Here is a 24865-nt window from a genome sequence, read left to right as displayed (position 1 = left end):
CCCAAAAAACTTAACGAAGATCCGCCAGCCAAGAGCCGTCGCAACGGACACCATGTTCTGCACTGGGAAGAGATGATTGAGCTAGCCGATATTCGAGTCCTATTAATTGAGCCGCACTCAGGCATGCGCGCGAGTGTGCATAACATGCTCAATTTATGCGGCATCACCAAGATTGAACACGGTGTCTCGGCGGGTACCTCAATCGGTGCCATCAAAAGCAAATACTTTGATCTGATTCTGTGCGAATACGAACTGGGCGTGGGCCAGGACGGTCAGCAATTATTAGAAGATATCCGTCATCACAAACTTGCCCCGCTCTCCACGATTTTTATCATGGTCACCGCCGAGCGCAGTTATGAACGCGTCGTTAGTGCCGCCGAGCTTGCTCCAAACGATTACCTATTAAAGCCCTTTACGCCCGACGATTTATTGGAGCGCGTGATGCGAGCGTTCAAAAAGCGCGACAAGTTTTTGCCGATTTATGAATTGATGGATAAAGGTGAATTTCAAGCCGCCATTGACGCCTGCAAAGAGCGCGAACTAGCCAAAGACCGCGACCAAATCGACTTTATGCGCCTGCGGGCGGAGCTGCATATTTCGCTGGGCGAACCCGCTTTGGCTGAACCAATTTATCAGCTATTAAACGAAATGCGCAAAGTGGCTTGGGCGCGTTTAGGTTTGGCGAAATCCATGCATTTACAAGGCCGCTATGACGAAGCGGAAACGATTTTAACGGCCTTAGTGACTGAGAATGATCGCTATATGGACGCGTTTGATTTGCTCGCTAAGAATCACGAAGAAAGCGGGCGTCTAGAATCCGCCGCAGAAGTATTGAATACCGCCGTTGAAATCTCGCCCCACGGCGTGCGTCGCTTACGTCGTTTGGGTTCGATCTCGTTGCAAATTGGCGATTTGGTCGGCGCCGAAACCCAATTAAAAAAGGTCGTGAATAAAGTTAAATACTCCGAATTCAAAGACCCCGAAGATCACGTTAATTTAGTCAACGCCTTAGTCCAGCGCGGCAATATCGATCAAGCGAAATCTGTCATCCGCGACCTAGAGCGCTCCATGCCGGACAAGCTAAAAACCGCTGCCTGCAAAGCGATTTCCAACGCCTTTATTCATGCCAAGAATAACGATCCACGCTTAATCGATGAACTCAATGCCGCGGTCGCCGCTAATCGCGAAAATATTGGTTTATCGACCAATCTCAAACTCGATTTGGTCAAAAATTGCCTCAAGAGCGATATGGACGATGCGGCCAGTGAAGTCGTTTTGGAAGTCATGCGCAATTCGACCAATAAGAAAGAAATGACCCGCGCGATTGGTGTTTTTGAGTCCGAAGGAAAAGGCTTTTTAGGTAAGCAATTAGCCGAACAAAGTCGGGCAGAAGTCATGGAGTTGGTCGCGGCTGGCGTGAAAAAAGCCAAGGAAGGTGATTTCCGTGGTTCGGTCGAATTGATGGCCTCGGCAGCCAAACAATTGCCCAACAACGCACAGGTCGTGATGAATGCGGCATTAGCGTTCTTAAAATGCTTGGAGCACGACGGCTGGGAGCAGGGCTTGGCCGAACAATGTCGGCGCTTGATCGATAATTCGCAACGCTTGGATCCCGGCAATCAACGTATTGCCGCAATGCGCAAACTGTACGACGAACTACAAAAAAAATACGGTATTGGACGTTCCATTGTTTAACCGAGAAACCATCGCGTGACTAAGCTCTCTCTCACCCTATTGAATGACCAGCTCACGCGCCAGCGACGTGACCAGTTGTTGAGTGAAATTGATCACGATAAATCTCTGCCCAGCTTGGGTGTGGCGATTTCTAAAGTGATTCAAATCACCTCGGATGGCGAAGGCTCAGTGCACAAGCTGGCCAAATTTATTTTGGCCGATGTTGGATTAACCAAGGAAATCCTCAATCTAGCAAACTCCGTGTCTTACCGCGGTGCGCAGGGCGGAACTGTCACGACAATTTCTAAGGCGATTTTTATTCTTGGGTTTGATGTGGTCAAAACCAGTGCCTTGGGCATTTTGATGTTGGAGTTTTTAAATCAGGATGACGAATATCTCTATTACGAATTAACCCGTTCGTTGTGCGCCAGCATTATGGCGCGCGAATGTGTCAGTCGTAGCATCTACCAAGATGCCGAAGAGGCGAGTATTTCGGCGCTGTTTAAGAATATCGGCCTACTTATTTTGGCCTCGCAAGCGCCCGATATTTATCACGCCATTATGGAGCCAGTGAATGCGGGCGAAGAGTCGCTGCATTATTCATCGGTGCGTCAACTTGGTTGCAATATTGAGTATTTTGGTAGCTTAATTTTGCAGCATTGGGGTTTGCCAGACAGCATTGTGCAAACAGTTGCTTCGCTGCCGCCCGGTGCGATTAAAAAAACGCGCCATCGTAGCGAATGGATTAAACAAGTTGCCGCCTTTAGTGCCGACGCTTCGGACGTGATTATGCGCAACTCCCAGTTTCAGATTGGTGGTGGCAAGCCAATAAATTTCGAGCACGAAAAATTTACCAAAGGCCTCATGCAGCGCTACGCAGCCGCGCTTGATCTTGACCAAAAAACGCTTGTTGACTGGCTGGCAAACACCATCCAAGAGACCGAACGATTAGCCTTAAAGCTGGGCATGCGTTTGGTGGAAAAGCAAGAGCAAGTGGAAGAAGAACCGTTGCCATTGTTGGACGATACCATCGATTTTGAACTGCCCGAAGAATTCAAAATGCATAGCGAAGTGGATTTAGAAAATGCGACGCCCGCGACCTTCCCCAGCGGTAAGCCGCACAATGCGCGCGATTTGCTATTAGCGGGATTAATGGAATTAACCAAGACCGTTTCGTCCGGTAAATTTCAATTAAATGATGTGGTGTCTTTAATGCTGAAAATTTTGCACGACGCGATGGGATTTCACTATGTCACTGCGAGTTTAAAAGACGCAAAAATCGAGCGTTATGTCGCCCGCATCTCCGTCGGAACCGACAGCAGCCAAAAGCAAAAAAACTTTAGTTTTTCAAGTAAAGATGTGTCCGATTTATTTGGTCTAGCATTGGCAAACAATGCTGATTTGATGATTGAAGATACCTCGGTGCCTAAGATTCATCGCTTGCTGCCCAAATGGCATTTGACGAATTTCCCGTGCGCGAAAAGCGTGATGATTTTGCCGCTGTTAATTAATGGCCGACCAATTGGATTGATTTACGCCGAGCGCGATCGGGTCGCGCCAGAAGGCGTGCCACCGGATGAAACCGCGTTGATTAAGACGATGAAGGATCAGTTGTTGGCCGCGATGAGTCGCTAGCTTAGTAGTTGATTTATTAGCTGACTTATTGGCTGACTGGGTTGCTGACTCATTCAGTCAATAAGCGATGGATCAATTCGGTTGGCCTAGCAATCACAGCCTTATCGTTAAAGCGAATAATCGGACGCTGCATCAATTCCGGTTGCTCAAGCAAAATCTGACGCTGCTGTTCTTCGGTCAGATCGCTATGTTCTCTGACCAACTCACTAGCTTGCGCTCCCAATTGTGTTTGTAATGTCTGCAATTGGGCTGAATTCAGCGGTGTTTTTAAGTACTCGACAACCTGCAACGCCAATTGATGCTGCTCGGCGTATTGTTGAGCGATCTCGAGTGCAGCGCGCGATTTGGAGCAGCGTGGATTGTGGTAAATCGTGATCATGAATGCGATGTAAAAAGGGCGGCAATGTATGATTGCCGCCTAGGTGAATTGAGTTGGAGTTAATTTGTGCTGAGTTGATTACTGTCGCTGGTTTTGATTTGATCGCGCAGCGCAAACAGGCAAACGAGTGACAACATCGCCACGGCGACGATGCCGATTTTTAACGGTTCCGATAAGGGATATTCACCAAACCACTGACCCGAAAACATCACAAAACCTGCGGTGAATAATAATCGCGCCGCTTCGATTCCTAGATAGTGCGGCTTTAGTTCAGTCAAGCCGCCCACAACGACCAGGCCGCCGATCAACCAAGCTGCATAAAGGACGGAGCTAATGGTTGAAATAGATGCATGGGCCGCTAAAAAATGGGTCGTGATTAAGAAGATAAATAAGAATTGCGCGGCGCAATACCATTTTAAGCGCGGCGACAATTGCGGCTCAAAATTAGGATGGTGCAATTCAAACGGCGCATGCGGATTTTTCTGCGCTACATCGGCAGGCTGCCAGCCGGGATGCTTGATCCAAAAACGTAATTTATCGATCCAACTGGACGCCAATACAGCGTCTTTAATCACCGCTTGATAGACCTCGATATTGGCGGTGATCGGGTTCCAACTACGCAGCGGTTTGCGTGTGCCATAAACGACTTTGTGTTCGTCCATTTCTTCGATAAAGGTGCCGAATAAGCGATCCCACAGAATTAAAATCCCGCCGTAATTTTTATCCAAATAAATATCATTGGTAGCGTGATGAACACGATGATTGGACGGCGAGACAAACACCCGATCGTACCAACCAAGCTTGCCGATCAACTCGGTATGCACCCAAAACTGATACAGCAAATCGATTAAACCAATCACGACAAATATTTCAACCGGCACGCCAATAATGGCCATCGGCAAATAAAAAATCCACGCTAACAAGGGGCCAGAACTAGTTTGGCGCAGAGCGGTTGTCAGGTTATAGCGCTCGCTTTGGTGGTGCACAACATGCGCCGCCCACAGAATGGCCATTTCATGCCCGCAACGATGCAGCCAGTAGTACAGAAAATCGTAAAGGAGTAAGCCGCCGACCCAGACCCACCAAGCGTTAGGTAATTTAAATAGCGAGAAATGCGCCGAAACCCAAGCGTAGATACCAATCAACAGCAGTTTAAAAAACGCCGAAGTCACTTGGCTAATAACGCCCAAGCCCATGCTGTTGATGGTGTCGCTAAAGAAGTAGGTAGACTGGCCGCGGCGCGCGCTGATGATCATTTCGAGCAAAATCAAAACGATAAAAACTGGCGTGGCAAAAGTGATGACTTGTTCTTGCATAGTTTTTTCCTAAGGACGTGAAACGGTGTCCGTCATGCTTTTAGAAAAAACTATGCGGACACTCTATTTGTGAAACAACAGCAGTGCGCGCTTATTATTTGTTAAACAGGCCTTAGCTGCCGTGTTTTAGTAAGCGTGCAATATCTCGCGCAAAGTAGGTTAATACGCCATCGGCACCAGCACGTTTAAATGCCATCATCGCTTCCATCATGGTTTTGTTGTGATCGAGCCAGCCGTTTTGCGCTGCCGCTTTAATCATCGCGTATTCACCACTGACTTGATAAGCAAATGTTGGAACTCTAAATTCGTCTTTCACCCGACGTACAACATCCAAATATGGCATGCCCGGTTTAACCATCACCATGTCGGCACCTTCGGCTAAATCCAACGCCACTTCCCGCAAGGCTTCGTCGCTGTTGGCGGGATCCATTTGGTAGGTCGCTTTATCGCTTTTGCCTAAATTGCCGGCAGAACCCACCGCGTCGCGGAACGGACCGTAAAACGCCGATGCGTATTTAGCCGAATAGGCCATGATACGAGTATGAATATAGTGGTGGGACTCTAAAGCCGCGCGAATTGCGCCAATACGACCATCCATCATGTCCGACGGCGCAACAACGTCAACTCCAGCTTTAGCATGTGTTAATGCTTGGCGCACCAGCATATCGATGGTTTCATCGTTGAGTACATAGCCGTTCGCATCCAAAATACCGTCTTGGCCGTGGCTCGTGTAAGGGTCGAGCGCGATGTCAGTGAGTACTCCCAATTCAGGGAAGCGGCGTTTTAGCTCGGCAACGGCGCGTGGGACGAGGCCATTAGGATTAGTCGCTTCGATCCCATCGGGCGTTTTTAAATTCGGCGCAATGACTGGGAATAGCGCGATTACCGGAATACCCAATGCGACGCAATCTTCTGCCACCGTCAATAAAATATCGACCGAAATCCGCTCGACGCCTGGCATCGAAGCGACCTTTTCGCGTTGGTTTTCGCCTTCAACGATAAACACTGGATAGATTAAATCCGACGCGGTGATGGTGTTTTCACGCATTAACGCACGCGAGAAAACGTCTTTACGCATGCGGCGCATGCGGACGGCAGGGAATTGGGATGGCTTATGAGTGAGAGTCATAGATTTTATAAATAGTAAAGGAACTTATTTAAATCACCACGCTCATATCAGGCGGGTAGTTCATTACCCCCTGCTTCACTTCCCTGAGCGGGCACCTCTAAGGTGTTACAACCCAGTGCTTCATCGCACTGGGCTTTTTTTTGCTCGTAATTTTTGCTAGGTTGGTGCGCGTTACTAACTATTCTGCAGGATCAATTTCTTCAGCGGCAAGCGGCTCAAACGGTTGATCTAAGCCTAATAACTCTTGAATCTTCGCGTCAGCTTCTTCTAGTCCAACCCGTTTTAAAGCGGAGAAAAGCTGCGCCGTGTACGGAAATGGCACGCCGTTTTCGTCCACATAGCTCGCCAAAACGGATTGGGTTAATCGCAGCGCGTTGGTTGAGTCGTTGCGATTGAGTTTGTCGGCCTTCGCCAAAATACAATGTACCGGACGACCAGTCGGCGCAAACCATTCCAACATCTGCTTATCCAGATCGGTGAACGGACGACGCGCGTCCATAATCAAGATCAGCGCGCTGAGTTGATCGCGATTTTTTACATACGCGCCGAGTAATTCATTCCAATGATTTTTAGCTGCGCCCGGTACTTCGGCGTAGCCATATCCCGGTAAATCGACCAACAGCGCGCGAATTTCATCGACTTTGGTTGGGTCTTTGCGATGCTGCGCGACGTGCGCGCCGCCGATGGAAAAATAGTTAATGTGTTGCGTGCGGCCCGGCGTTTTGGAGGCGAATGCTAACTTCTTTTGATTGCATAACGTGTTAATTGCGGTTGATTTGCCCGCGTTGGAACGGCCAGCAAAAGCCAGTTCGGGAACTTGTAAATCCGGCAAGTTGCGAAGATGGTTAACGGTGGTGAAAAAGCGTGCTTGCCAGAGAATGGACATAAATTGAACCGAAAAATGCAACAAAAGGACTAAATACCTAGGAAAGCTATTGTACAATAATGGGCTATTGAATGTTGAATCGTAGTGGCTATACTTAGTGCGTTACCGTTGATTTGGCTCACATCAAGATCAATTACGTCGAATAACGATAACACTTCGTTAAGAATAACCATAATTACTAATTTCGCTGTTAAATTTCGTCATCAAGGTGCGTAATGAATCCAAAATCTTTTCTGAAGTCACTCTTCGTCGCAACGTTAGCGTTATCAGCGGTGGCTTACGCTGCGGAAGAAAAGACAGCTGCAGCTAAGGCTGATCCAGTCAAAGGTGAAGCGTTGTACACCAATGGCGACGCAACCCGTAACATCGTTGCTTGCGTTTCTTGCCACGGTGCAGCAGGTAATTCGACCATCACACAAAACCCACGTTTAGCCGGCCAACACGCCGCTTACCTTGAAAAGCAATTGCACAACTTCACCGAGCCAACCCGCAACAACGCCGTGATGACAACAATGGCCAAAGCGTTAAGCCCTGAAGATGTTAAAAACGTTGCTGCATACTTAAGCGCACAAGCACCAAAATCCGATGCAGCAAAAAACAAAGATTCAGTCGAAGCCGGTAAAAAAATCTACCGCGCCGGTATCGGTGGCATCAATGTCCCAGCTTGCGCAGGTTGCCATAGCCCGAACGGTGCCGGTATCCCAGCACAATATCCACGTTTAGCTGGCCAACACCAAGATTACACCATCGCTCAATTAACCAGCTTCCGCTCCGGCGCGCGTAGCAATAGCGCGCAAATGACCGAAATCGCGCATCGCATGACAGACGATGAAATCAAAGCCGTTGCTGACTACGTCGCGGGTTTGAAATAATCACACTGAACGATTTTCAGCCATAAGCAGGACACTAAAAAGGGTGGCGACGAGCTGCCCTTTTTTATTTTGAACACACTATGACAACTGAATCACCAACACCCGCGTCTCCCGTTACTGCGCCAAATCAGCATTCGCAAACTGCACCCGACTCCAACAACACTGCGCGTCAGAACAGCACTCCCGTTGCGGATTTCTTTGAGCTACTCTCGTCGATGCGGTTTGCCATCAGCTTGCTAAGCTTGATTGCCATCGCCTCGATTATCGGCACCGTGTTAAAGCAGAACGAGCCGATGCCGAATTATGTAAATCAATTCGGGCCGTTTTGGTTTGAAGTCTTCAATAAGCTCAGTTTGTATGCGGTCTACACCAGTTGGTGGTTCTTACTCATCATGGCGTTCTTGGTCACGTCGACCACCTTATGCCTGATTCGCAACACGCCAAAAATGCTTAAAGACATGCGTAGTTGGCGTGAAAATGTGCGTGAACAATCCCTCAATAATTTTGCTAATAAAGCCGAGTGGAATAGCGTTCATTCCCGCGCCACTCTAACCGAGCGACTGTCCTATCAACTGCGCCAGCGCGGCTACCAAATTAAAGCGGTGGACAAAACCGACGCAACTTTGATTACGGCAAAACGCGGCGCAGCCAACAAACTCGGCTACATTTTCGCGCATGGCGCCATTGTCATTATTTTGGTGGGCGGTTTGCTCGATTCCGATTTGTCGATTCGGGCACAGCAATGGTTTATGGGTAAAGTGCCGTTTGAAGGCAATGGTTTAATCAGTCAAATCGATAACAAGCATCGGCTGAGTTTGAACAATCCTAGCTTCCGCGGCAACACTATGATCCCCGAAGGACAAACCAGCACAGCGGCGGTTATTCCTCAAGCAAGCGGTGTATTTATCCAAGATTTGCCGTTCTCAATTCACCTCAAAAAATTCATCATCGATTTTTATTCCACCGGTATGCCGAAGTTATTCGCCAGCGAAGTCGATGTGCGTGATAACGAAACCGGCAAGACTTTTTCCGCCACGATCAAGGTTAACGAGCCCTTGGTTTATAAGGGGCTGGCGGTTTATCAATCGAGTTTTGAAGACGGCGGCAGCAAATTAAAACTCGCCGCCTATCCGATGTCCGGTAATCAATTTAAAGTCTTTGATGTCAACGGTGAAGTGGGCAATTCCACGCCGCTGCACGAACCAGAATCAACCAACACCGACGCTGCCAAAACCGCGCAATACACCATCGAATGGTCAGGGTTTCGCCCATTTAACGTGGAAAACATGAGCGCCAACGGCCAAGACCTGCGCGCTGTGGACAGCAAAAAAAGCTTTAACGAAAAGATAGTCACCAGCCTAGATCAACATTCCGGCTCCGCTGCTAAAGGCATCAACACCAAAGATTTAAAAAACGTCGGCGCCTCGGTGCAATACAAACTGCGCGACAAAACTGGTCAGGCGCGCGAATTCAACAACTACATGCAATCCGTCAAAATTGATGAAGATTGGGTGTTCTTAGCCGGAATGCGTGATTCGCCGTCCGAGCCCTTCCGCTACTTGCGCATCCCAGCGGACGACAACGATTCGGTGCAAGAATGGATGCGCCTGCGCGCCGCGTTAGCCAATCCTGAATTGCGCGTAAAAGCTGCAGCGGAATACGCCAAAAATGCATTTTCGAAAGAAGAATCTAACGACAAACTCCGCTCACAATTACAAGCTTCAGCAGAAAAGAGTTTGACCATTTTTGCCGGTAATTCAAAAATCGCTGGCTTTGCCGCGGTATCGGAATTTTTATCCAAAATCCCTGCCGCGGACCAAGAACGCGCTGCCGATGTGTTTATGAAAATTCTGAACGGTTCGCTATGGGATTTATGGCAAATCGCGCGCGTGCAAGATGGCTTGCCAGCGTTGGAGATCACCGAAAAACACGCCCATTTTTTACAGTTAGCCAGCAACGCTTTATCGGATGCGTTCTTTTATAACGCACCGGTTTATCTGCAATTAAAATCCTACGAAGAAATCAAAGCCAGCGTGCTGCAAGTCACGCGTTCGCCCGGTAAAAACATTGTGTATCTCGGCTGTTTATTATTGGTGCTCGGAATATTCTCAATGTTTTATATCCGCGAGCGCCGGGTTTGGGTGTGGATTAAAGATCAACCCGATTCAAAGGGCAGTGGCGCCGCAGCGCATGCTTTATTAGCGATGAGCACCCAGCGTAAAACCATGGATTTTGAAAAAGAATTTTTGCAATTAAAAAATGAATTAACTGAGGCTGCACAACAGCCCTGAGTGGTTCTTTAACTTGAGTTAGCAAACAACGAATCAAGTAGTAAAAATAGGGAGTACATCATGGACATGACACAAAATTACCCAGCCTACCAAGGATTTTTCAAGCGCCTAAGTGCGCTCGATTGGTTGTACGCCGCGGTGTTAATCACCGCATCGGGTTTGGCCTTATTGAAGTTCAGCCACCACATGGATTATTACGAGCAGCTCGTTCTAGCCTTGGCCGCACCGACTTTTGCGCTACTCGGCTGGCATTGGAAACCAGTGCGCGTATTGTTGTTGGGGGTCGCCTTCTTAAGCTGGTGCGCGATTGCACAATACGGCGGTGCGCTCGACGCTGCTAACACTAAATTTTTCCTCAAATATTTACTGTCGTCTCAATCTGCGATTTTGTGGATGAGCTTTTTGATTTTTTTATCGACTGTTTTCTACTGGGGTGGATTGGTGAGCCGCTCTGCCTTAGGTTATTCGGTCGGCACCGGATTGTGCTGGTCGGCAGTCGTCATGGGCTTCGTGGGCATGATGGTGCGCTGGTATGAATCGTATTTAATCGGCGGCGATGTCGGTCATATTCCAGTATCGAATTTGTACGAAGTCTTCATCCTGTTTGCGATGATCACCGCGCTGTTTTATTTGTATTACGAACAGCAATACAAAACCCGCCAAATGGGCCCGTTTGTCATGCTAGTGATTTCGGCTGCCGTTGGATTTTTGTTGTGGTACACGGTTAAACGCGATGCCGCTGAAATTCAACCTTTAGTGCCAGCGCTGCAAAGCTGGTGGATGAAGATTCATGTGCCCGCCAACTTTATCGGCTACGGCACATTCTCGTTAGCAGCGATGGTTGGCGTTGCGTATTTGGTGAAAGCCAAAGGTTGGCTGGCAGACCGTTTGCCGAGCTTAGAAGTGTTGGATGACGTGATGTACAAAGCCATCACAGTCGGCTTCGCCTTTTTCACCATCGCAACGATTTTAGGCGCCCTGTGGGCCGCCGACGCATGGGGCGGCTACTGGTCGTGGGACCCGAAAGAAACATGGGCGCTGATCGTCTGGCTGAACTACGCCGCGTGGTTGCACATGCGCTTGATGAAGGGCTTACGCGGCCAAGTTGCGGCTTGGTGGGCGGTAATAGGCTTGGTCGTGACGACATTTGCTTTCTTGGGCGTGAATATGTTTTTATCCGGCTTGCATTCTTATGGGACTTTGTAGGTTTGCTCTTTGTACGATGAATTAAAAAATCGCCCTATCGGGCGATTTTTTTTGCTCGGTGGTCTTGGTTAATGCTCAGTGCTTGCTCCGGAAGTCAGTTTATTAGAAATTGCTTGGTTTCAATATTTAACTTACTATTTTGAAACTACGCACCGGATTTGTGTTTGGAGCGAGTGTTGTGCATGCTGGCAGCAAAGTGCTGACGCACAAAGTTTGTTTCGTTGAATGATCTTGATGATTGTGTCTCCAATTCCAAATGGGATCCAATTTTATAAATTTGGAGTGAAATATATGTTCTTCTTTCGGCATCCAAAACCAGTAGGCGATTCCCGCGCTGTTGCGGTGAAGTTGGTCGAGCAAAACATTGCAGACGAATTCAATTCCAAAGTTATTGTTGTGGATAATTCAGCCGCGGTTGATTTCGCATCCGCACCTTTATTGAATATGGATGCTGATAGTAACAAACACGGTGGTGGGGTTTGAAGGCGCTGGATTCGGCACGAAGCAGACAAATTGAACGCGATTAGAAAAATAGAATTTTTGGAGATCAAATGGCGCCATGGGATCGCAAATTAGCGAGTAGATCTGTTATTTTCGTTCTATTGTTGTTGGTTGTGACAATTGCCTCAGGGGACGAATATAAGGATTTGAAGGGGTCGTATTCCATTGGCGGGAAGTCATTTTATGATCCCCCAGTCTATGAACCTAAAAATACGCACATCTATTTCTATCTGAATGGTGAGGCGGCAAAAGATCTTTTTGATCATATGAAGATCAAGGCCAAATCTAATGTCTACTCGGAAGATTTGCTTTGGAAAAAGATCAGAAATATGCAATGTACTAAATCCAAACGCACTTCGGAATATAACTGTTCGTTCGGAATAGACATCAAAAATCAAACGATTGTGAATGGCGTTGCTTGCTAAGCATTCGGCTATACTCGACCCCCCCGTCATTCCCGCGCAGGCGGGAATCCAGTGGCGCGCCAGCGGCTTCAACGTTTGCAAGAAAAATCCTTACCTAGCGATCCTCTTGAAATGAAACAACCAGCTGTATATCTGCTCGCAAGTAAACGAAATGGAACGCTGTATGTCGGTGTAACGTCAAATCTCATTCAACGTATTTGGCAGCGTCGGGAAGGTAGTGTTGGAGGATTTTCCAGTGACTACTCAGTGAAAGCGCTGGTCTGGTATGAAATGCACTCCACCATGGAATCAGCGATCAGGCGTGAAAAAGCATTGAAGAAATGGAATAGAGCCTGGAAGTTGAAATTGATTGAAGAAAGAAATCCGGAATGGATTGATTTATGGTCCGAAATTAATGGAGAGGTAACGTACCTGAAACCATTATTTAGTCCACCGCCTCGTGAAAATTAGCGTTGAAGGCGCTCACGCGCCACTGGATTCCCGCCTACGCGGGAATGACGGGGACGCCGAGTCGATTTACCCGACCTAGATTGAATGACAGCTATGTAGAACCCCGACCGTCTCCAAAGGGCACTTTTCTGCCCTTTACCAATTATCGGACTGGTCAAATGCCCGCCCGATTTTCTAGCTAAGTGACACCTTCTTGCCCCAAAAAAAATCGCCAACAAAGGCGATTTTTTGACCAACTTTTCGTAACACAAATCACTCAACAACCACCTTCTCCGCATCCTTAATTAGGCGCCTCAAATAAGGAATCAACACAATCAACACAACCCCCACCGCGACAGTGCCCCAACCCAGTTGTGAGAACAAGGTCGAATAGGCTGCATTGGTGGAAATTGCTGCACCTTCGGAAGGTTCTGGAATCATGCCTGAGAAGTCGCCTGCAAACAGCGATGCTAAGCCGGTGATTAACATCCAGCTGCCCATCATAATGCCCTGATATTGGCGTGGTGCCATGCGGCCTATCATGGCGTAGCCGACTGGGGAGATGAGCAGTTCGCCTACGCTTTGTAAGGCGTAACTTAAGAACAGCCAAAAGAACGGCACCATGCCTTTGCCATCGGCTAGCAAAATCCCAAGCGGTAAAGCTAAAAATCCTAAGCCCATCAAAATTAACGATGCGGAAAATTGTTTTGGGACGTCGATATCCCAGCCTTGATGGCGTAATTTCACAAACAGCGCTGACATCAGTGGACCGCCTACGACGATAACTACGGTATTGATATTCTGAATCCACTGCGGTGCGACGGTAAAGCCAAAGACGACCAAGTCCACATTGTTGACGGCGAACAGTTGCAAACCATTCGGTGCCATTTGGTACAGCGACCAGAATACGAGCGAGCTAATAGTTAGTATTAAATACGCTTTCATATTATTTTTTTCGCGCTGATCTTTGTGTACCACCGTCAAATAGACCAAGGTGATGGCGACCAATAAGCAAATGAATTTAACGAGCTTCTCAGTCCACGAGCATTGCAGTAGGTACCACACTAGCGGCACGAGTCCAACTAAAATAATTAAGCCAGCGATGAAGCGGCGTTTGTAGTCGGCGGTGCTAGAAGTCAGTAAGGGCGTATTTAAATCGCTAATCGATTTCCAGTTGAGTACCGCCAACACAATCGCCATAAAATTACCGGCAGTCGCAAAGATAAATAAATCGGAATACGATTCGGTTAATTGAAATTGTCCGGCAGCGGTGAAGCCGACAAAGAAGCCGATATTCATCCCCGCGTAATTCCACAAAAATGCACCTTCACGCCGAATATCTTCAGGCTGGAAACGTTGGGTCAACATCATGTTGATGCAGGTGACATTTAACCCGCTACCGGTTAAGAAAAACGCCAAGCCCCAATACAGCATTTCTGCCGAGCCGAGCGAAATCGCCGCGCAACCGATGACTTGCAACACCATCCCGCCCACGAACAAATTACGGTTACTTAAAAACCGACCGCCTAAATAACCGCCGAATAAGTGCAATCCGTAATTAAACGCGCCAAACACGCCCATCAACGCGGAAGCTTCGACGGCGGGAAAATGCAAATGCTTGGTGGCGTACAGCACCAAGGTGGAATACAGAATGGCGAAGCCGAGGGTGGAAAACATCTGAATAAAAAACAATGCGCCCGCTCCTTGGGGAATGGATGCAACGATATTTTTTAGCTTCTGCACTTGGTGGTCTCCGAAGTATTGTTTTGGATGTGATGCTTTTTTGTGCGGCAATTATCCATAAAAACAGCGTTGACCGCTATCTATTCCGCTTGTTTTTGTGGCGAATGAATTGGACAACTTTCTAGGGATTCTCGCGCGGCGCAAATCTTAGTTGTTAGCCAAGTGGTATCGCCCAAATTGGATGAATGGATTCTGCCTTGTTCCGCCTTCGCGGCTCTTTTGCTTGTCGAAAAAATATTAAATGAGCGAATTGTGTCCAGTGCTTGGCTGTGAGCCGAGCCAAGAACCAAAGGCGCTCAGCGCGGAAACGAAAAATAATAAATAATTGCGACTGTTTTGTAAGTTACTGCCGATTAGTTCGACTAAGTCATATCCTTCATCCTCAACGGAGTTGCCATGCTGATCCAACGCACACCAAGTAACATCATTCTGTCGTCCGAAATTACGCCACGCGAAGTCTTTGAACAACGCCGCCAATTTATCAAGCAGATTGCTGCCGGCGCGATTGGTGGTGCGGGACTGCTGGCAATGGCCAATCGCGAAGCCTTTGCCCAAAATGCTAGCGCGCAAAAATTAGCCGCAACCAAGAATCCGGCTTACGTCCTAACAGAAAGTAAGACGACTTACAAAGATGCCACCACCTATAACAACTATTACGAATTTGGCACCGACAAAGCCGATCCGGCCCAAACCGCAGGCAGCTTAAAAACACGTCCATGGACAGTGAGCATTGAAGGCGAAGTCAATAAGCCGATGAAGCTCGATATCGATAGCTTGATGAAAATCGCGCCTTTGGAAGAGCGGATTTATCGCCTGCGTTGTGTGGAAGGCTGGTCGATGGTGATCCCGTGGATTGGTTTTTCCTTATCCAATCTAATCAAAAAAGTTGAGCCCAACAGCAAAGCCAAATATGTCGAATTTACCAGCTTGGCCGACAAGAGCCAAATGCCGGGATTGCGCTATGGCGTGCTCGATTGGCCTTATGTTGAAGGCTTGCGCATGGACGAAGCGATGCACCCGCTAGCGCTGTTAAGTTTTGGGATGTACGGCGAAGTATTGCCCAACCAAAACGGCGCGCCGGTACGCATGGTTTTACCTTGGAAATACGGCTTTAAATCGGCCAAATCAATCGTCAAAATTCGCTTCACCAGCGAGCAACCAAAAACCGCGTGGAACATGACTGCGCCGCGTGAGTACGGCTTCTACTCGAACGTCAATCCCGAAGTCGATCACCCACGTTGGTCGCAAGCGCATGAGCGCCGAATCGGTGAAGACGGCATCTTTACCAAAAAGCGCAACACCTTAATGTTCAACGGTTACAGCGAAGTGGCCTCGCTGTATAGCGGCATGGATTTACGTAAATTTTACTAATCAGAATTTCACAATGACACTCACGTTAAAGCAGCAAAGCCTGTTCAAAGGCGGTTTATTTATCCTGGCTTTGTTGCCGTTCGTGCGCTTGGTGGTCGCGGCCTTCACCGATCATTTGGGCGCCAATCCCTTGGAATTCATCACGCGCAATACAGGTGACTGGACTTTGTATTTGTTGTGCATCACCTTAGCGGTGACGCCGCTACGGCGCTTGCTCAACGCGCCGTTTTTCATTAAATCGCGCCGCATGTTGGGTTTGTACACCTTCTTTTATGCCAGCTTGCACTTCTTAACCTTCCTTTGGTTCGATCATTTTTTTGATCTTACGGAGATGCTTAAAGACGTGCTAAAGCGGCCTTTCATTTTGGTCGGATTCACAGCCTTCATATTGCTCATACCGCTGGCCTTGACCAGCACCAATAAGATGATTAAACGCATCGGGGCAAAGCGCTGGCAGCAATTACATAAGTTGATTTACGCAATTGCGAGTTTGGGCGTGCTGCATTATTTTTGGATGAAGGCCGGTAAGCACGATTTGAATCAGCCAATGATCTTTGCCGGTGTTGTAGCGCTGCTGTTTGGTTTACGTATTTATTGGGCGCTGCAAAAACGCCAGCAAGCGGCGTTGGCGAGCTAAGGCCGCGTTCACAGCGCAGCGCTTAAGCCGGTTTTTTACTGGCTAGGGCGTTGTCATTAAGGTCAGATTTTGTGCGTTTGCAGCATAATTCGCACGATGCAAAATATATCCATACAGAAATTTTGCGGCTATTATTTGCAAAAATAAACCTATAAATAATGCCTCATGCCCACTGCTATCTTCACATCTAAAGACGCGCCTCATTGGGGCGCTAAATTGTCACTATTTGTTCTCAACTCGTTCGGCTGGAAATTGCGTTACGCGGGTTTGCCCGGCGTGCGTGGTGTGATGATTTTTTATCCGCATACGTCCAACTGGGATTTCTTTTGGGGCATGTTGGCGAAATGGGCGATTGCGTTTCCGCTCAAATTTTTGGTCAAAGAAAAACTCTTTAAAGGCGTGACCGGATTTTTCGCAGGCGGCTTTGTGCGCTATTGCGGCGGCGAACCAATTGAGCGTGGCGTCTCAAGCGGCGCAATTGGAAAGTTGACCGACAGGATGTTGAAGTCGGATTGGTTTTGGCTGGCAATCGCGCCAGAAGGAACACGCAGCTATACACCGTATTGGCGCAGCGGCTTTTATCATATTGCGCTGGCCGCGCAGGTGCCTTTGGTGTGCGCCTTTATCGATTACCCCAACAAAGAAATTGGGGTGTGCGCCGAGCTAATGCTGACTGGGGATGAAGCAGCCGACTTGGCCAAGATTCAAGCGATTTACCGCGATTTCCAAGGTAAAAATCCGCAAAACCACAGCACGATTGCATTCAAACGTTAATATCCAACGCGCTTATTTGCTTTCAAACAGGCTGCCTGGATTGGGCGGCGTTTCAACTTTAGGTTGCTCCACCGGCGCTGCTGGTTTTGCGGCACTGCCCGCGTCGGGCGATTTTTCAGGCTTAGCGACTGGCGTTGGATAAGGTGTCGAAATCGCAGGCGGTTTGACTGGAATGACGAGCTTGCCTTTTTGTCCGCAAGCGCAAACAGAGAGGGTTAAGCCGATGGCAATGAAGGAAGTAACGAAGCGGGAAAAAAGCGTCATAGGGGCGATCTCTTAAATTCTTTTACAATAGCGGTTTATGAATGGCTGGGAGTGTAGCATGACCGAAACAGAATTTTTGAGCTTGATCGACCGAACCTTGTCCCAAATTGAGGACGTTTTTGAAACCGCTGGTCAGCAAGGCGACATCGATGTGGAATGCAGTCGCAGCGGCTCCTTGCTCGATATTGAGTTTTTAGGCAATAAATCCAAGATTATTATCAATAGCCAAGCCGCCGTGAGTGAACTTTGGGTTGCTGCCAAATCGGGCGGCTATCATTACAAACACGACGGCGCGGTGTGGCGCAATACCCGCGATGGTGGCGAACTGATGGCTGCCTTGAAAGTGATCGCGTGGGAGCAGGGCGGCTTGATATTGGAATAAATTTTGATGGGTTTTAAGGAATTACTTGGTGAATTAACCGGCGATTCTAAGTCAGTATGTTGGGGCATCCTTCGTGGATGCCCTTTTCATTTGTGTCTGGGCTGATTAACCCGCGCTAACATTTCCGACCTTACTGCCCTGCCGCAGGCATCGATGCGCTGGTCTCGGCGACGATACTTTTAATGATCGGCGCAGGTGGATCGACATACTGGTAATCGCCATCGACGATGGTAATTGAGCTTGGCATGGGTCGGTCTTCAATCAACTGGTTACGCAGCGCGGTTTGCATGTAATTGATCCAAACTGGCAGCGCTAAGCCACCGCCGAATTCTCGGCTACCTAAATTTTTAGGTTGATCAAAGCCTATCCAAGAAACCGCCACGATTCGGTTTTGATAGCCCGCAAACCATGCATCGACCGCGTTGTTCGTGGTACCAGTTTTGCCTGCGATGTCAGGCCGATTAAGCACTTGCGCTTTGGCGGCCGAGCCGTTTTTGATGACATTTTTGAGCAAGCTATCGATCATAAACGCATTGCCTTCGCTAATGATGCGCGCGCTGTCTTGTCCGGATTTGGGGACTTCGGTTTGTTGCAAGACCACGCCATTGGCGTCGCTAATTTTTGTGATCAGATAAGGTTTGATTTGAAATCCACCATTGGCGAATGTGGCATAGGCTGCTGCCATTTGTAACGGTGTGACCGCGCCAGCGCCGAGCGCTAGTGGTAAATAAGGTGGGTTTTTATCCGAATCAAAGCCAAATTTCATGGCGTATTCTTGACCGTAATTGACGCCAATATTTTCTAGGATTTGAATCGAGACCATGTTCTTGGATTTTGCCAGCGCCTCGCGCATGGTCATCGGCCCTTCGTATTGATCGTCGGAGTTTTTTGGTTCCCACGGCAGACCGCCGGTTTGCGTCGATTCAAACGACAAGGGTTTGTCATCGATGAAGGTCGCGGGCGTGAAACCTTTTTCTAGCGCAGCGGAATAAATGAACGGCTTGAAGGTGGAACCCGGTTGGCGCCAGGCTTGAGTCACGTGGTTGAATTGATTGTGTTTGAAATCAAATCCGCCCACCATGGCGCGGATTGCGCCAGTATTGGTATCAGCCGCGACAAAGGCGGATTCCACTTCCGGCAATTGAGTAATTGCCCAGTTTTTTTCGTTTTCGCGGATCACGCGAATCACCGCGCCGCGCACGATTTTGAGTTTGTTGGACGCATTCTTATTGAGGCTGGCTGCGACAAAAGTTAGCCCCGTTCCGCTAATGCTAATTTCCTCTCCGTTCGAGGTGACGGCGGTAATTTTTTTGGGCGATGCATCTAACACCACCGCGCTTAATAATTCGTCGTTAGCCGGATGTTTGGCGAAGGCGGCGTCAATGACATCATCCGCATCGTCCTCGTCTTCAGGCAAATCTAAAAATGCTTCTGGCCCGCGGTAACCATGACGTTTGTCGTAATCCATCACGCCGCGGCGCAGCGCGAGATAGGCGGCGTTTTGGTCGGCCTTCAGGATGGTGGTGTAGACGTTAAAGCCGCGCGTATAGGCGTCTTCTTTGAATTGTTCTTGCACGACTTGGCGCGCTAGTTCCGCCACGTATTCAGCATGGATCCCGAATTCATTGCTGCTGGTTTTGATGTCTAGTTTTTGAACTTTGGCTTGCTCGTATTCGGCGTCGGTCAGGTAATTCATTTGACGCATTAATTGCAGCACAATGAGCTGGCGGCTTTTGGCACGATCGAAGTTGGCAATTGGATTAATCCGCGCTGGGGACTTCGGTAAGCCAGCCAACATCGCAGCTTCGGCGGGAGTAAGTTCGCTTAATTTTTTGCCGAAATAAATTTGTGCCGCGGAAGCAAAACCGTAAGCGCGTTGACCTAGGAAAATCTGATTCATGTACAACTCTAAAATCTGATCTTTGGTCAGATTTTTTTCAATCTTGTAGGTCAATAATGCTTCGATTAATTTGCGCTTATAGGTCTGCTCGTTGGAGAGGAAAAAGTTACGCGCTACTTGTTGGGTAATGGTCGAAGCGCCTTGTTTTGGGCCGCCGCTAAAGTTGGTTAAGTTGTGCAACAACGCACGGAAATTACCGATTAAATAGATGCCGTTGTGCTCGTAAAAATGCTGATCTTCGACCGCGAGTAAGGCGTGTTTCATCAGATCGGGAATATCTTTTAACGGCGTGACGTTGCGCCGCTCATCGCCAAATTCGCCCAGCAGAACGTTATCGGCAGAAAAAACACGTAACGGGATTTTTGGTCGGTAACTGGTAATGCTATCGAGATCAGGCAGTCCCGGGTAAATCACGGCGACGGCAACTGTTAGGCTGATTAATCCCAACAAAATAAAGCCTGCGATAGCGCCAAAAATAATCTTCATATAGCCGGATGAAAAATACTGCTGTAAACGTTGCGGGATAACTGTTTTCATACTGACAGAAAGTAGAGGTAGAAAAGAACAAGGCAAAAATAACGTGTGCGTTGATTTTTGCCTTGTTAGTGTTAGTTGGTGTTGGCGGGCGCTGGTGCTGGCGTCTCGCTGCCGATTGGGATGGTTGGATCTATCGGTTCGTTAGCATCTAACACTTGGATGCCGGAACCCGGTGGGTTTTCAACATAATAGTAATCCCCCTCGGCTTGAATAATGCCATTGGGTACCGCGCGCTCTTCCATCGGAATATTCTTCAACGCGGTTTGCATGAAGCCCATCCAAATTGGTAGCGATAATCCGCCACCGGTTTCGCGGTTACCTAAGTTTCTCGGTTGGTCGAAACCCATCCACGCAATCCCGACTAATTTAGCTTGATAGCCTGCAAACCAAGCGTCAATAGAATCGTTGGTGGTACCGGTTTTGCCGGCTAAATCGGTACGTTTTAATTGCATCGCCCGCGCGGCTGTTCCGAAGCGCACTACGTCTTTGAGCATGCTATCGATCAAGAACGCATTGCGTTCGTCGATCACGCGATTGGCTTCGTTACCGGCAACTTCGGGTTTGGTTTCCACGAGGACTTTGCCGTTGCTGTCGGTGATTTTAGAAATTAAATACGGGTTAATCTTATAGCCGCCGTTGGCGAATACAGAATACGCGCCCGCCATTTGCAGCGGCGTCACTGCGCCAGCGCCCAATGCCAAAGTCAAGTAAGGCGGATTTTTGTCGGCGTCAAAACCAAATCGGGTGGTGTATTGCTGACCATATTTAGCGCCGATCTTATTCAAGATACGGATCGAGATCATGTTTTTGGATTTGGTTAAACCCTTGCGCATGGTCATCGGGCCTTCGTACTTGCCGTCGTAGTTTTTCGGCTCCCACGCTTGACCGCCGGTTTGTCCCGCGCCGAAAGAAATCGGCGCATCGTTAATAATGGTCGCTGGCGAGAGACCTTTTTCTAACGAGGCAGAATAAATAAATGGCTTGAAGCTTGAACCCGGCTGACGCCACGCCTGTGTAACGTGGTTGAACTTGTTACGATTGAAATCAAAACCGCCGACCAAAGCGCGAATTGCGCCGTTATTGGTATCGGCGGCCACAAAGGCGGATTCAACTTCTGGCATCTGAATAATCGACCACGCTTTATCGTCCAGCGTTACGCGGATAATGGAGCCGCGAATAATGCGCTTTTTAGGTGGCGCGTTGGCAGCTAAGCCGCTGGCTGCAAAAGTTAAGCCGTTGCCTGTGATGGTGATTTCATCGCCGTTCGACACCACGGCGCGCACGCTTTTTGGATTGGCGTCTAAGACTACTGCTGCCACGATATCGTCGCTGTCGGGATGCTCCGCCAAGGCGCTTTCGATCTCATCGTCGGCTTCGGCTTTTTCAGCGGGAATCTCAACAAACGCTTCTGGGCCGCGATAACCGTGCTTTTTCTCGTAATCCATTACACCGCGGCGTAATGATAAATACGCTGCGTCTTGTTCGGCCTTGGTAATCGTGGTGTAGACGTTTAAACCGAGTGTGTAGGTATCCTCTTTGAATTGGTCATACACCATTTGGCGCGCCATCTCGGTGATGTATTCGGCATGGGTTCCGTACACATTGACGTTGTTGCCGACGTGGATTTCTTCGTTCTTGGCCTGTTCGTATTGCGCTGGAGTAATGTATCCAAGTTGCAACATGCGTTGCAAAATCGCTTGTTGGCGAATCTTGGCTCGTTTAGGGTTCGAGATCGGATTGGACGCGCCGGGCGCTTTCGGTAAGCCAGCTAACATTGCCGCTTCCGCAATGGTAATGTTTTGCAGTTTTTTGCCGAAATAGATTTGAGAGGCTGACGCAAAGCCGTAAGCACGTTGGCCTAAGTAAATTTGGTTCATGTAGATTTCTAAAATCTGGTCTTTTGTCAGATTTTGTTCTATCTTCCAAGCCATCAGCACTTCGTAGATTTTGCGTTTGAAGGTTTTTTCGCTAGAGAGGAAGAAGTTTCGTGCAACTTGCTGAGTAATCGTGGAAGCACCTTGTTTACTGCCCCCCATCAAATTATGTAGCGTCGCGCGCGTAATTCCTAAATAGTCCACTCCACCGTGCTCGTAGAAGCGATCATCTTCGGTCGCGAGCAGGGTTTTTTTCATGATTTCAGGAATATCTTTGAGCTGCATGACGCTGCGTCGCTCTTCGCCGAACTCTCCTAGCAACACATTGTCGGCCGAGAAAACGCGCAAGGGAATTTTTGGACGGTAGCTGGTAATGGAGTCCAAATCGGGCAAATTGGGATAAGCCAGTGTGAGCGCGAACACCACAATTAATACGCCGCACAGCACCATAGCCATTAAGAATGCCGCAAGACCTAGCGCGATTCTGAGCGCCGGGTGATGTTTTTTAGACGCATTTTTTGCACCAGATGCAGCAGTTGGGGAATCAGTTGTCATGCCTATGAGCTCAAATTAAGGGTGAGCAATATTATAGCGTTTCAGGAACTTTGTAAGGAAAGCGGGAAGTATTAATAGAGCCGAGCGCAGAATTATTAACAATTCGATGTATTTTTGTAATAAATGATAAGAAATTACTTTACATCGCGAGAGTCTTGTTGCTAGGATTAAACAGGAGTTTTCTTTGAGCAATGTTTATAAATCGGCTAACGAAGAAAATTTTAAATGTTTCCAAATATAAATTTCCGTGGCAAATGTTTACTTACAGTAAGAAAATAGTTATTTCCATTTGGAAAATAGATTAGTATTTGGAAAAAATCAATGTGGGGGCTGCTTTGGCTTTAGATCTTGGGACGTTATGGGGTGATTTCATTGCTAGTGTCACTGGCAAGAAAAACACGCCCTTAATTGGAATCGACATTAGTTCGACCAGCGTTAAGTTGGTCGAATTGTCTGAGGGCGCCAACAAAGAGTTGCGTCTAGAGCGCTACGCCTCTGAACCTTTGCCGCGCGGCGCGATGTCGGACGGCAACATTGAAAACATGGAACAGGTCGCCGAATCAATTCGACGCGTGTTAAGTAAGAGCGGCACAAAGGTGAAAAAAGTGTCGCTCGGCATGCCGCCTTCCGCAGTCATCACCAAAAAAATCGTCTTGTCGGGCGGCTCCACCGAAGAATCGTTGGAATTGCAAGTTGAATCCGAAGCAAGTCAATATATCCCGTTTGCGCTGGACGAAGTGCGACTCGATTTCTGTGTCATTGGCCCCGCACCTAATTCTCCCGAAGATGTTGAAGTGATGTTGGCTGCGTCGCGTAAAGAAAAAATTGAAGACCGGATCGCGGTAGCGGAATTGGCTGGCTTAAAAGCGACCGTCATGGATATCGAATCCTACGCGGCCCGAGCGGCCATTTCGCGCATTATTGAGCAAAGCGAGAACGGGGGGAAAGACAAAATCATCGCCTTATTCCAAATCGGCGCGAAGATGACCCATATTTCGGTGATTCTGAACGATCAAACAGTGTACGAGCGCGAACAAGCCTTTGGCGGTAACCAACTAACCCAAGAGATTGTCCGTAGCTACGGTTTGTCGTTTGAAGAAGCTGAACTCAAAAAGAAAAGCGATGAACTTCCTGAAGGCTACGAAGAAGATTTGTTAAATCCATTCCTAGAAAACGCCGCCCTAGAAGTTACCCGCGCGATCCAATTCTTCTTTACCTCCACGCCTTACACCCGCATCGACCAGATTTATCTGGCTGGCGGTAGCTCAGTACTGTCGGGATTGCTTGATGTGGTGGCCAATAGAACCAAGATTTCAACTGCCTTGATTAGCCCGTTCAAAGGGATGGAATTGTCACCGAACGTCAAAGAAAAACAATTACGCAATGAAGCGCCGTCGTATCTGGTTGCCTGCGGTTTGGCAATGCGGAGGTTTGACCAATGATTAAGATTAATCTATTACCGCATCGCGAAGAACGTCGCAAACAGCGCAAACAAGATTTTTATAGTTTGTTGGTATTGGCGGCGATTGTTGGTGTGCTCATTCTTATTTTGGTTGGTTTTTATAACGCCAGTGCTATTTCGACCCAAAATGCGCGCAATTTATTGATTAAAGACGCCAATGTGAAGTTGGATGAAGAGATCAAAGAAATTGCCACTTTGCGCGAGGAAATTGAAGGCTTAAAAGCGCGTCAACAAGCCGTTGAGGATTTGCAGGGCGACCGCAATCAGCCCGTGTATTTGTTGGCCGAACTAGTGGCCCAAACGCCAGAAGGTATTTATTTGCGTAGCGTCAAGCAAGATGGACAGCGTATCGTGTTGCTTGGTTATGCCCAGTCCAATGAGCGCGTGTCGGAATATCTTAAAAACTTGACCAACAATTCGGATTGGTTGAATAAGCCTGATTTGATTGAGATTAAATCGACCGGAATTGGGCAAGGTAAAGACGCCAAAAAAGTATCTGACTTTACGATTAACGTCGGCATCAGAAGACCGCGCGACCTAGAAGGCGCTGCAAATCCAGCTTCGCCAGCAAATCCTGCTCAAGCTAATAAAGCAGGGGCGGCTAAGCCATGAGAATATCCATG

Annotated in this window: 22 protein-coding genes; 14 read left to right on the top strand and 8 right to left on the bottom strand. The window is 48.2% G+C overall.

From position 1 onward, the window contains the following. Nucleotides 1-72: 72 nt before the first annotated feature. Nucleotides 73-1695 carry a response regulator gene (locus tag E2I14_RS10150; protein ID WP_133328053.1) on the top strand — a complete coding sequence of 541 codons (1623 nt, stop codon included), beginning with the start codon at nucleotides 73-75 and terminating at the stop codon, nucleotides 1693-1695. Between the two features lie 15 nt (nucleotides 1696-1710). Next, nucleotides 1711-3309 carry an HDOD domain-containing protein gene (locus tag E2I14_RS10145; protein ID WP_133328051.1) on the top strand — a complete coding sequence of 533 codons (1599 nt, stop codon included), beginning with the start codon at nucleotides 1711-1713 and terminating at the stop codon, nucleotides 3307-3309. Between the two features lie 49 nt (nucleotides 3310-3358). On the opposite strand, the gene E2I14_RS10140 is transcribed toward E2I14_RS10145, so the two are convergent. The 4 genes from E2I14_RS10140 to yihA all read right to left on the bottom strand — a co-directional run bounded on the left by E2I14_RS10140 (nucleotide 3359) and on the right by yihA (nucleotide 7019). Further along, complete coding sequence (locus E2I14_RS10140; RefSeq protein WP_133328049.1) at nucleotides 3359-3688, bottom strand: ArsC/Spx/MgsR family protein; 330 nt, start codon at nucleotides 3686-3688, stop codon at nucleotides 3359-3361. 59 nt (nucleotides 3689-3747) lie between these two features. Further along, entirely contained in the window at nucleotides 3748-5004 is a 1257-nt protein-coding gene (locus E2I14_RS10135; RefSeq protein WP_133328047.1) for a sterol desaturase family protein, read from the bottom strand. A gap of 112 nt (nucleotides 5005-5116) precedes the next feature. Then, nucleotides 5117-6133 carry a porphobilinogen synthase gene (gene hemB, locus E2I14_RS10130; RefSeq protein WP_133328045.1) on the bottom strand — a complete coding sequence of 339 codons (1017 nt, stop codon included), beginning with the start codon at nucleotides 6131-6133 and terminating at the stop codon, nucleotides 5117-5119. Between the two features lie 178 nt (nucleotides 6134-6311). Next, the gene (gene yihA / locus E2I14_RS10125; RefSeq protein WP_133328043.1) at nucleotides 6312-7019 is read right to left on the bottom strand and encodes a ribosome biogenesis GTP-binding protein YihA/YsxC; all 708 of its coding nucleotides are present in this window, start codon (nucleotides 7017-7019) and stop codon (nucleotides 6312-6314) included. A gap of 215 nt (nucleotides 7020-7234) precedes the next feature. Here yihA and E2I14_RS10120 point away from each other — a divergent pair, with 215 nt between their 5' ends. The 6 genes from E2I14_RS10120 to E2I14_RS10095 all read left to right on the top strand — a co-directional run bounded on the left by E2I14_RS10120 (nucleotide 7235) and on the right by E2I14_RS10095 (nucleotide 12764). After that, nucleotides 7235-7891 carry a c-type cytochrome gene (locus E2I14_RS10120; protein ID WP_133328041.1) on the top strand — a complete coding sequence of 219 codons (657 nt, stop codon included), beginning with the start codon at nucleotides 7235-7237 and terminating at the stop codon, nucleotides 7889-7891. A gap of 215 nt (nucleotides 7892-8106) precedes the next feature. After that, entirely contained in the window at nucleotides 8107-10182 is a 2076-nt protein-coding gene (locus E2I14_RS10115; protein WP_227544709.1) for a cytochrome c biogenesis protein ResB, read from the top strand. 60 nt (nucleotides 10183-10242) lie between these two features. Continuing rightward, nucleotides 10243-11388 (top strand): c-type cytochrome biogenesis protein CcsB, encoded by a 1146-nt coding sequence (gene ccsB, locus E2I14_RS10110; RefSeq protein ID WP_133328037.1) that lies wholly within the window; start codon nucleotides 10243-10245, stop codon nucleotides 11386-11388. Between the two features lie 291 nt (nucleotides 11389-11679). Further along, the gene (locus tag E2I14_RS10105; protein WP_133328035.1) at nucleotides 11680-11871 is read left to right on the top strand and encodes a hypothetical protein; all 192 of its coding nucleotides are present in this window, start codon (nucleotides 11680-11682) and stop codon (nucleotides 11869-11871) included. A 68-nt stretch (nucleotides 11872-11939) separates the two neighbouring features. Next, complete coding sequence (locus tag E2I14_RS10100; protein ID WP_133328033.1) at nucleotides 11940-12314, top strand: hypothetical protein; 375 nt, start codon at nucleotides 11940-11942, stop codon at nucleotides 12312-12314. Nucleotides 12315-12365: 51 nt separating this feature from the next. After that, entirely contained in the window at nucleotides 12366-12764 is a 399-nt protein-coding gene (locus E2I14_RS10095) for a GIY-YIG nuclease family protein (protein ID WP_227544697.1), read from the top strand. 252 nt (nucleotides 12765-13016) lie between these two features. Here E2I14_RS10095 and E2I14_RS10090 read toward each other — a convergent pair whose 3' ends face one another. Next, the gene (locus E2I14_RS10090) at nucleotides 13017-14486 is read right to left on the bottom strand and encodes a peptide MFS transporter (protein WP_206105619.1); all 1470 of its coding nucleotides are present in this window, start codon (nucleotides 14484-14486) and stop codon (nucleotides 13017-13019) included. A 396-nt stretch (nucleotides 14487-14882) separates the two neighbouring features. Between E2I14_RS10090 and msrP the strand changes: the two genes are divergently transcribed. The 3 genes from msrP to E2I14_RS10075 all read left to right on the top strand — a co-directional run bounded on the left by msrP (nucleotide 14883) and on the right by E2I14_RS10075 (nucleotide 17268). Next, the gene (gene msrP, locus E2I14_RS10085) at nucleotides 14883-15857 is read left to right on the top strand and encodes a protein-methionine-sulfoxide reductase catalytic subunit MsrP (protein ID WP_133328031.1); all 975 of its coding nucleotides are present in this window, start codon (nucleotides 14883-14885) and stop codon (nucleotides 15855-15857) included. A 13-nt stretch (nucleotides 15858-15870) separates the two neighbouring features. Next, nucleotides 15871-16494, top strand: coding sequence for a protein-methionine-sulfoxide reductase heme-binding subunit MsrQ (locus tag E2I14_RS10080; RefSeq protein WP_133328029.1), 624 nt, complete (start codon nucleotides 15871-15873; stop codon nucleotides 16492-16494). A 165-nt stretch (nucleotides 16495-16659) separates the two neighbouring features. Then, on the top strand, nucleotides 16660-17268 hold the full coding sequence (locus tag E2I14_RS10075) for a 1-acyl-sn-glycerol-3-phosphate acyltransferase (protein ID WP_133328027.1): 609 nt from the start codon (nucleotides 16660-16662) through the stop codon (nucleotides 17266-17268). Between the two features lie 12 nt (nucleotides 17269-17280). Here the strand turns inward: E2I14_RS10075 and E2I14_RS10070 are convergent, their stop codons facing one another. Continuing rightward, entirely contained in the window at nucleotides 17281-17532 is a 252-nt protein-coding gene (locus E2I14_RS10070) for a lipoprotein (RefSeq protein WP_133328025.1), read from the bottom strand. A 58-nt stretch (nucleotides 17533-17590) separates the two neighbouring features. Between E2I14_RS10070 and cyaY the strand changes: the two genes are divergently transcribed. Beyond that, on the top strand, nucleotides 17591-17914 hold the full coding sequence (cyaY, locus tag E2I14_RS10065; RefSeq protein WP_133328023.1) for an iron donor protein CyaY: 324 nt from the start codon (nucleotides 17591-17593) through the stop codon (nucleotides 17912-17914). 130 nt (nucleotides 17915-18044) lie between these two features. On the opposite strand, the gene E2I14_RS10060 is transcribed toward cyaY, so the two are convergent. Together E2I14_RS10060 and E2I14_RS10055 are read right to left on the bottom strand one after the other, a co-directional pair. Continuing rightward, a complete protein-coding gene (locus E2I14_RS10060; protein WP_133328021.1) occupies nucleotides 18045-20351 on the bottom strand; it encodes a penicillin-binding protein 1A in 2307 nt (768 codons plus the stop codon). Between the two features lie 71 nt (nucleotides 20352-20422). Next, nucleotides 20423-22780 (bottom strand): penicillin-binding protein 1A, encoded by a 2358-nt coding sequence (locus E2I14_RS10055; RefSeq protein ID WP_133328019.1) that lies wholly within the window; start codon nucleotides 22778-22780, stop codon nucleotides 20423-20425. 335 nt (nucleotides 22781-23115) lie between these two features. Between E2I14_RS10055 and E2I14_RS10050 the strand changes: the two genes are divergently transcribed. Both E2I14_RS10050 and E2I14_RS10045 read left to right on the top strand, forming a co-directional pair. Beyond that, the gene (locus E2I14_RS10050; protein WP_133328409.1) at nucleotides 23116-24222 is read left to right on the top strand and encodes a pilus assembly protein PilM; all 1107 of its coding nucleotides are present in this window, start codon (nucleotides 23116-23118) and stop codon (nucleotides 24220-24222) included. Next, nucleotides 24219-24854, top strand: coding sequence for a PilN domain-containing protein (locus tag E2I14_RS10045; RefSeq protein ID WP_133328017.1), 636 nt, complete (start codon nucleotides 24219-24221; stop codon nucleotides 24852-24854). Before E2I14_RS10050 ends, E2I14_RS10045 begins: the two co-directional genes overlap by 4 nt. Nucleotides 24855-24865: the final 11 nt, after the last annotated feature.

This window comes from Sapientia aquatica (genome assembly GCF_004358105.1).
GTDB lineage: Bacteria > Pseudomonadota > Gammaproteobacteria > Burkholderiales > Burkholderiaceae_D > Solimicrobium > Solimicrobium aquaticum.
The sequence above is the reverse complement of the archived record's forward strand: the minus strand, read 5'-3'. Positions and strand labels throughout refer to the sequence as shown.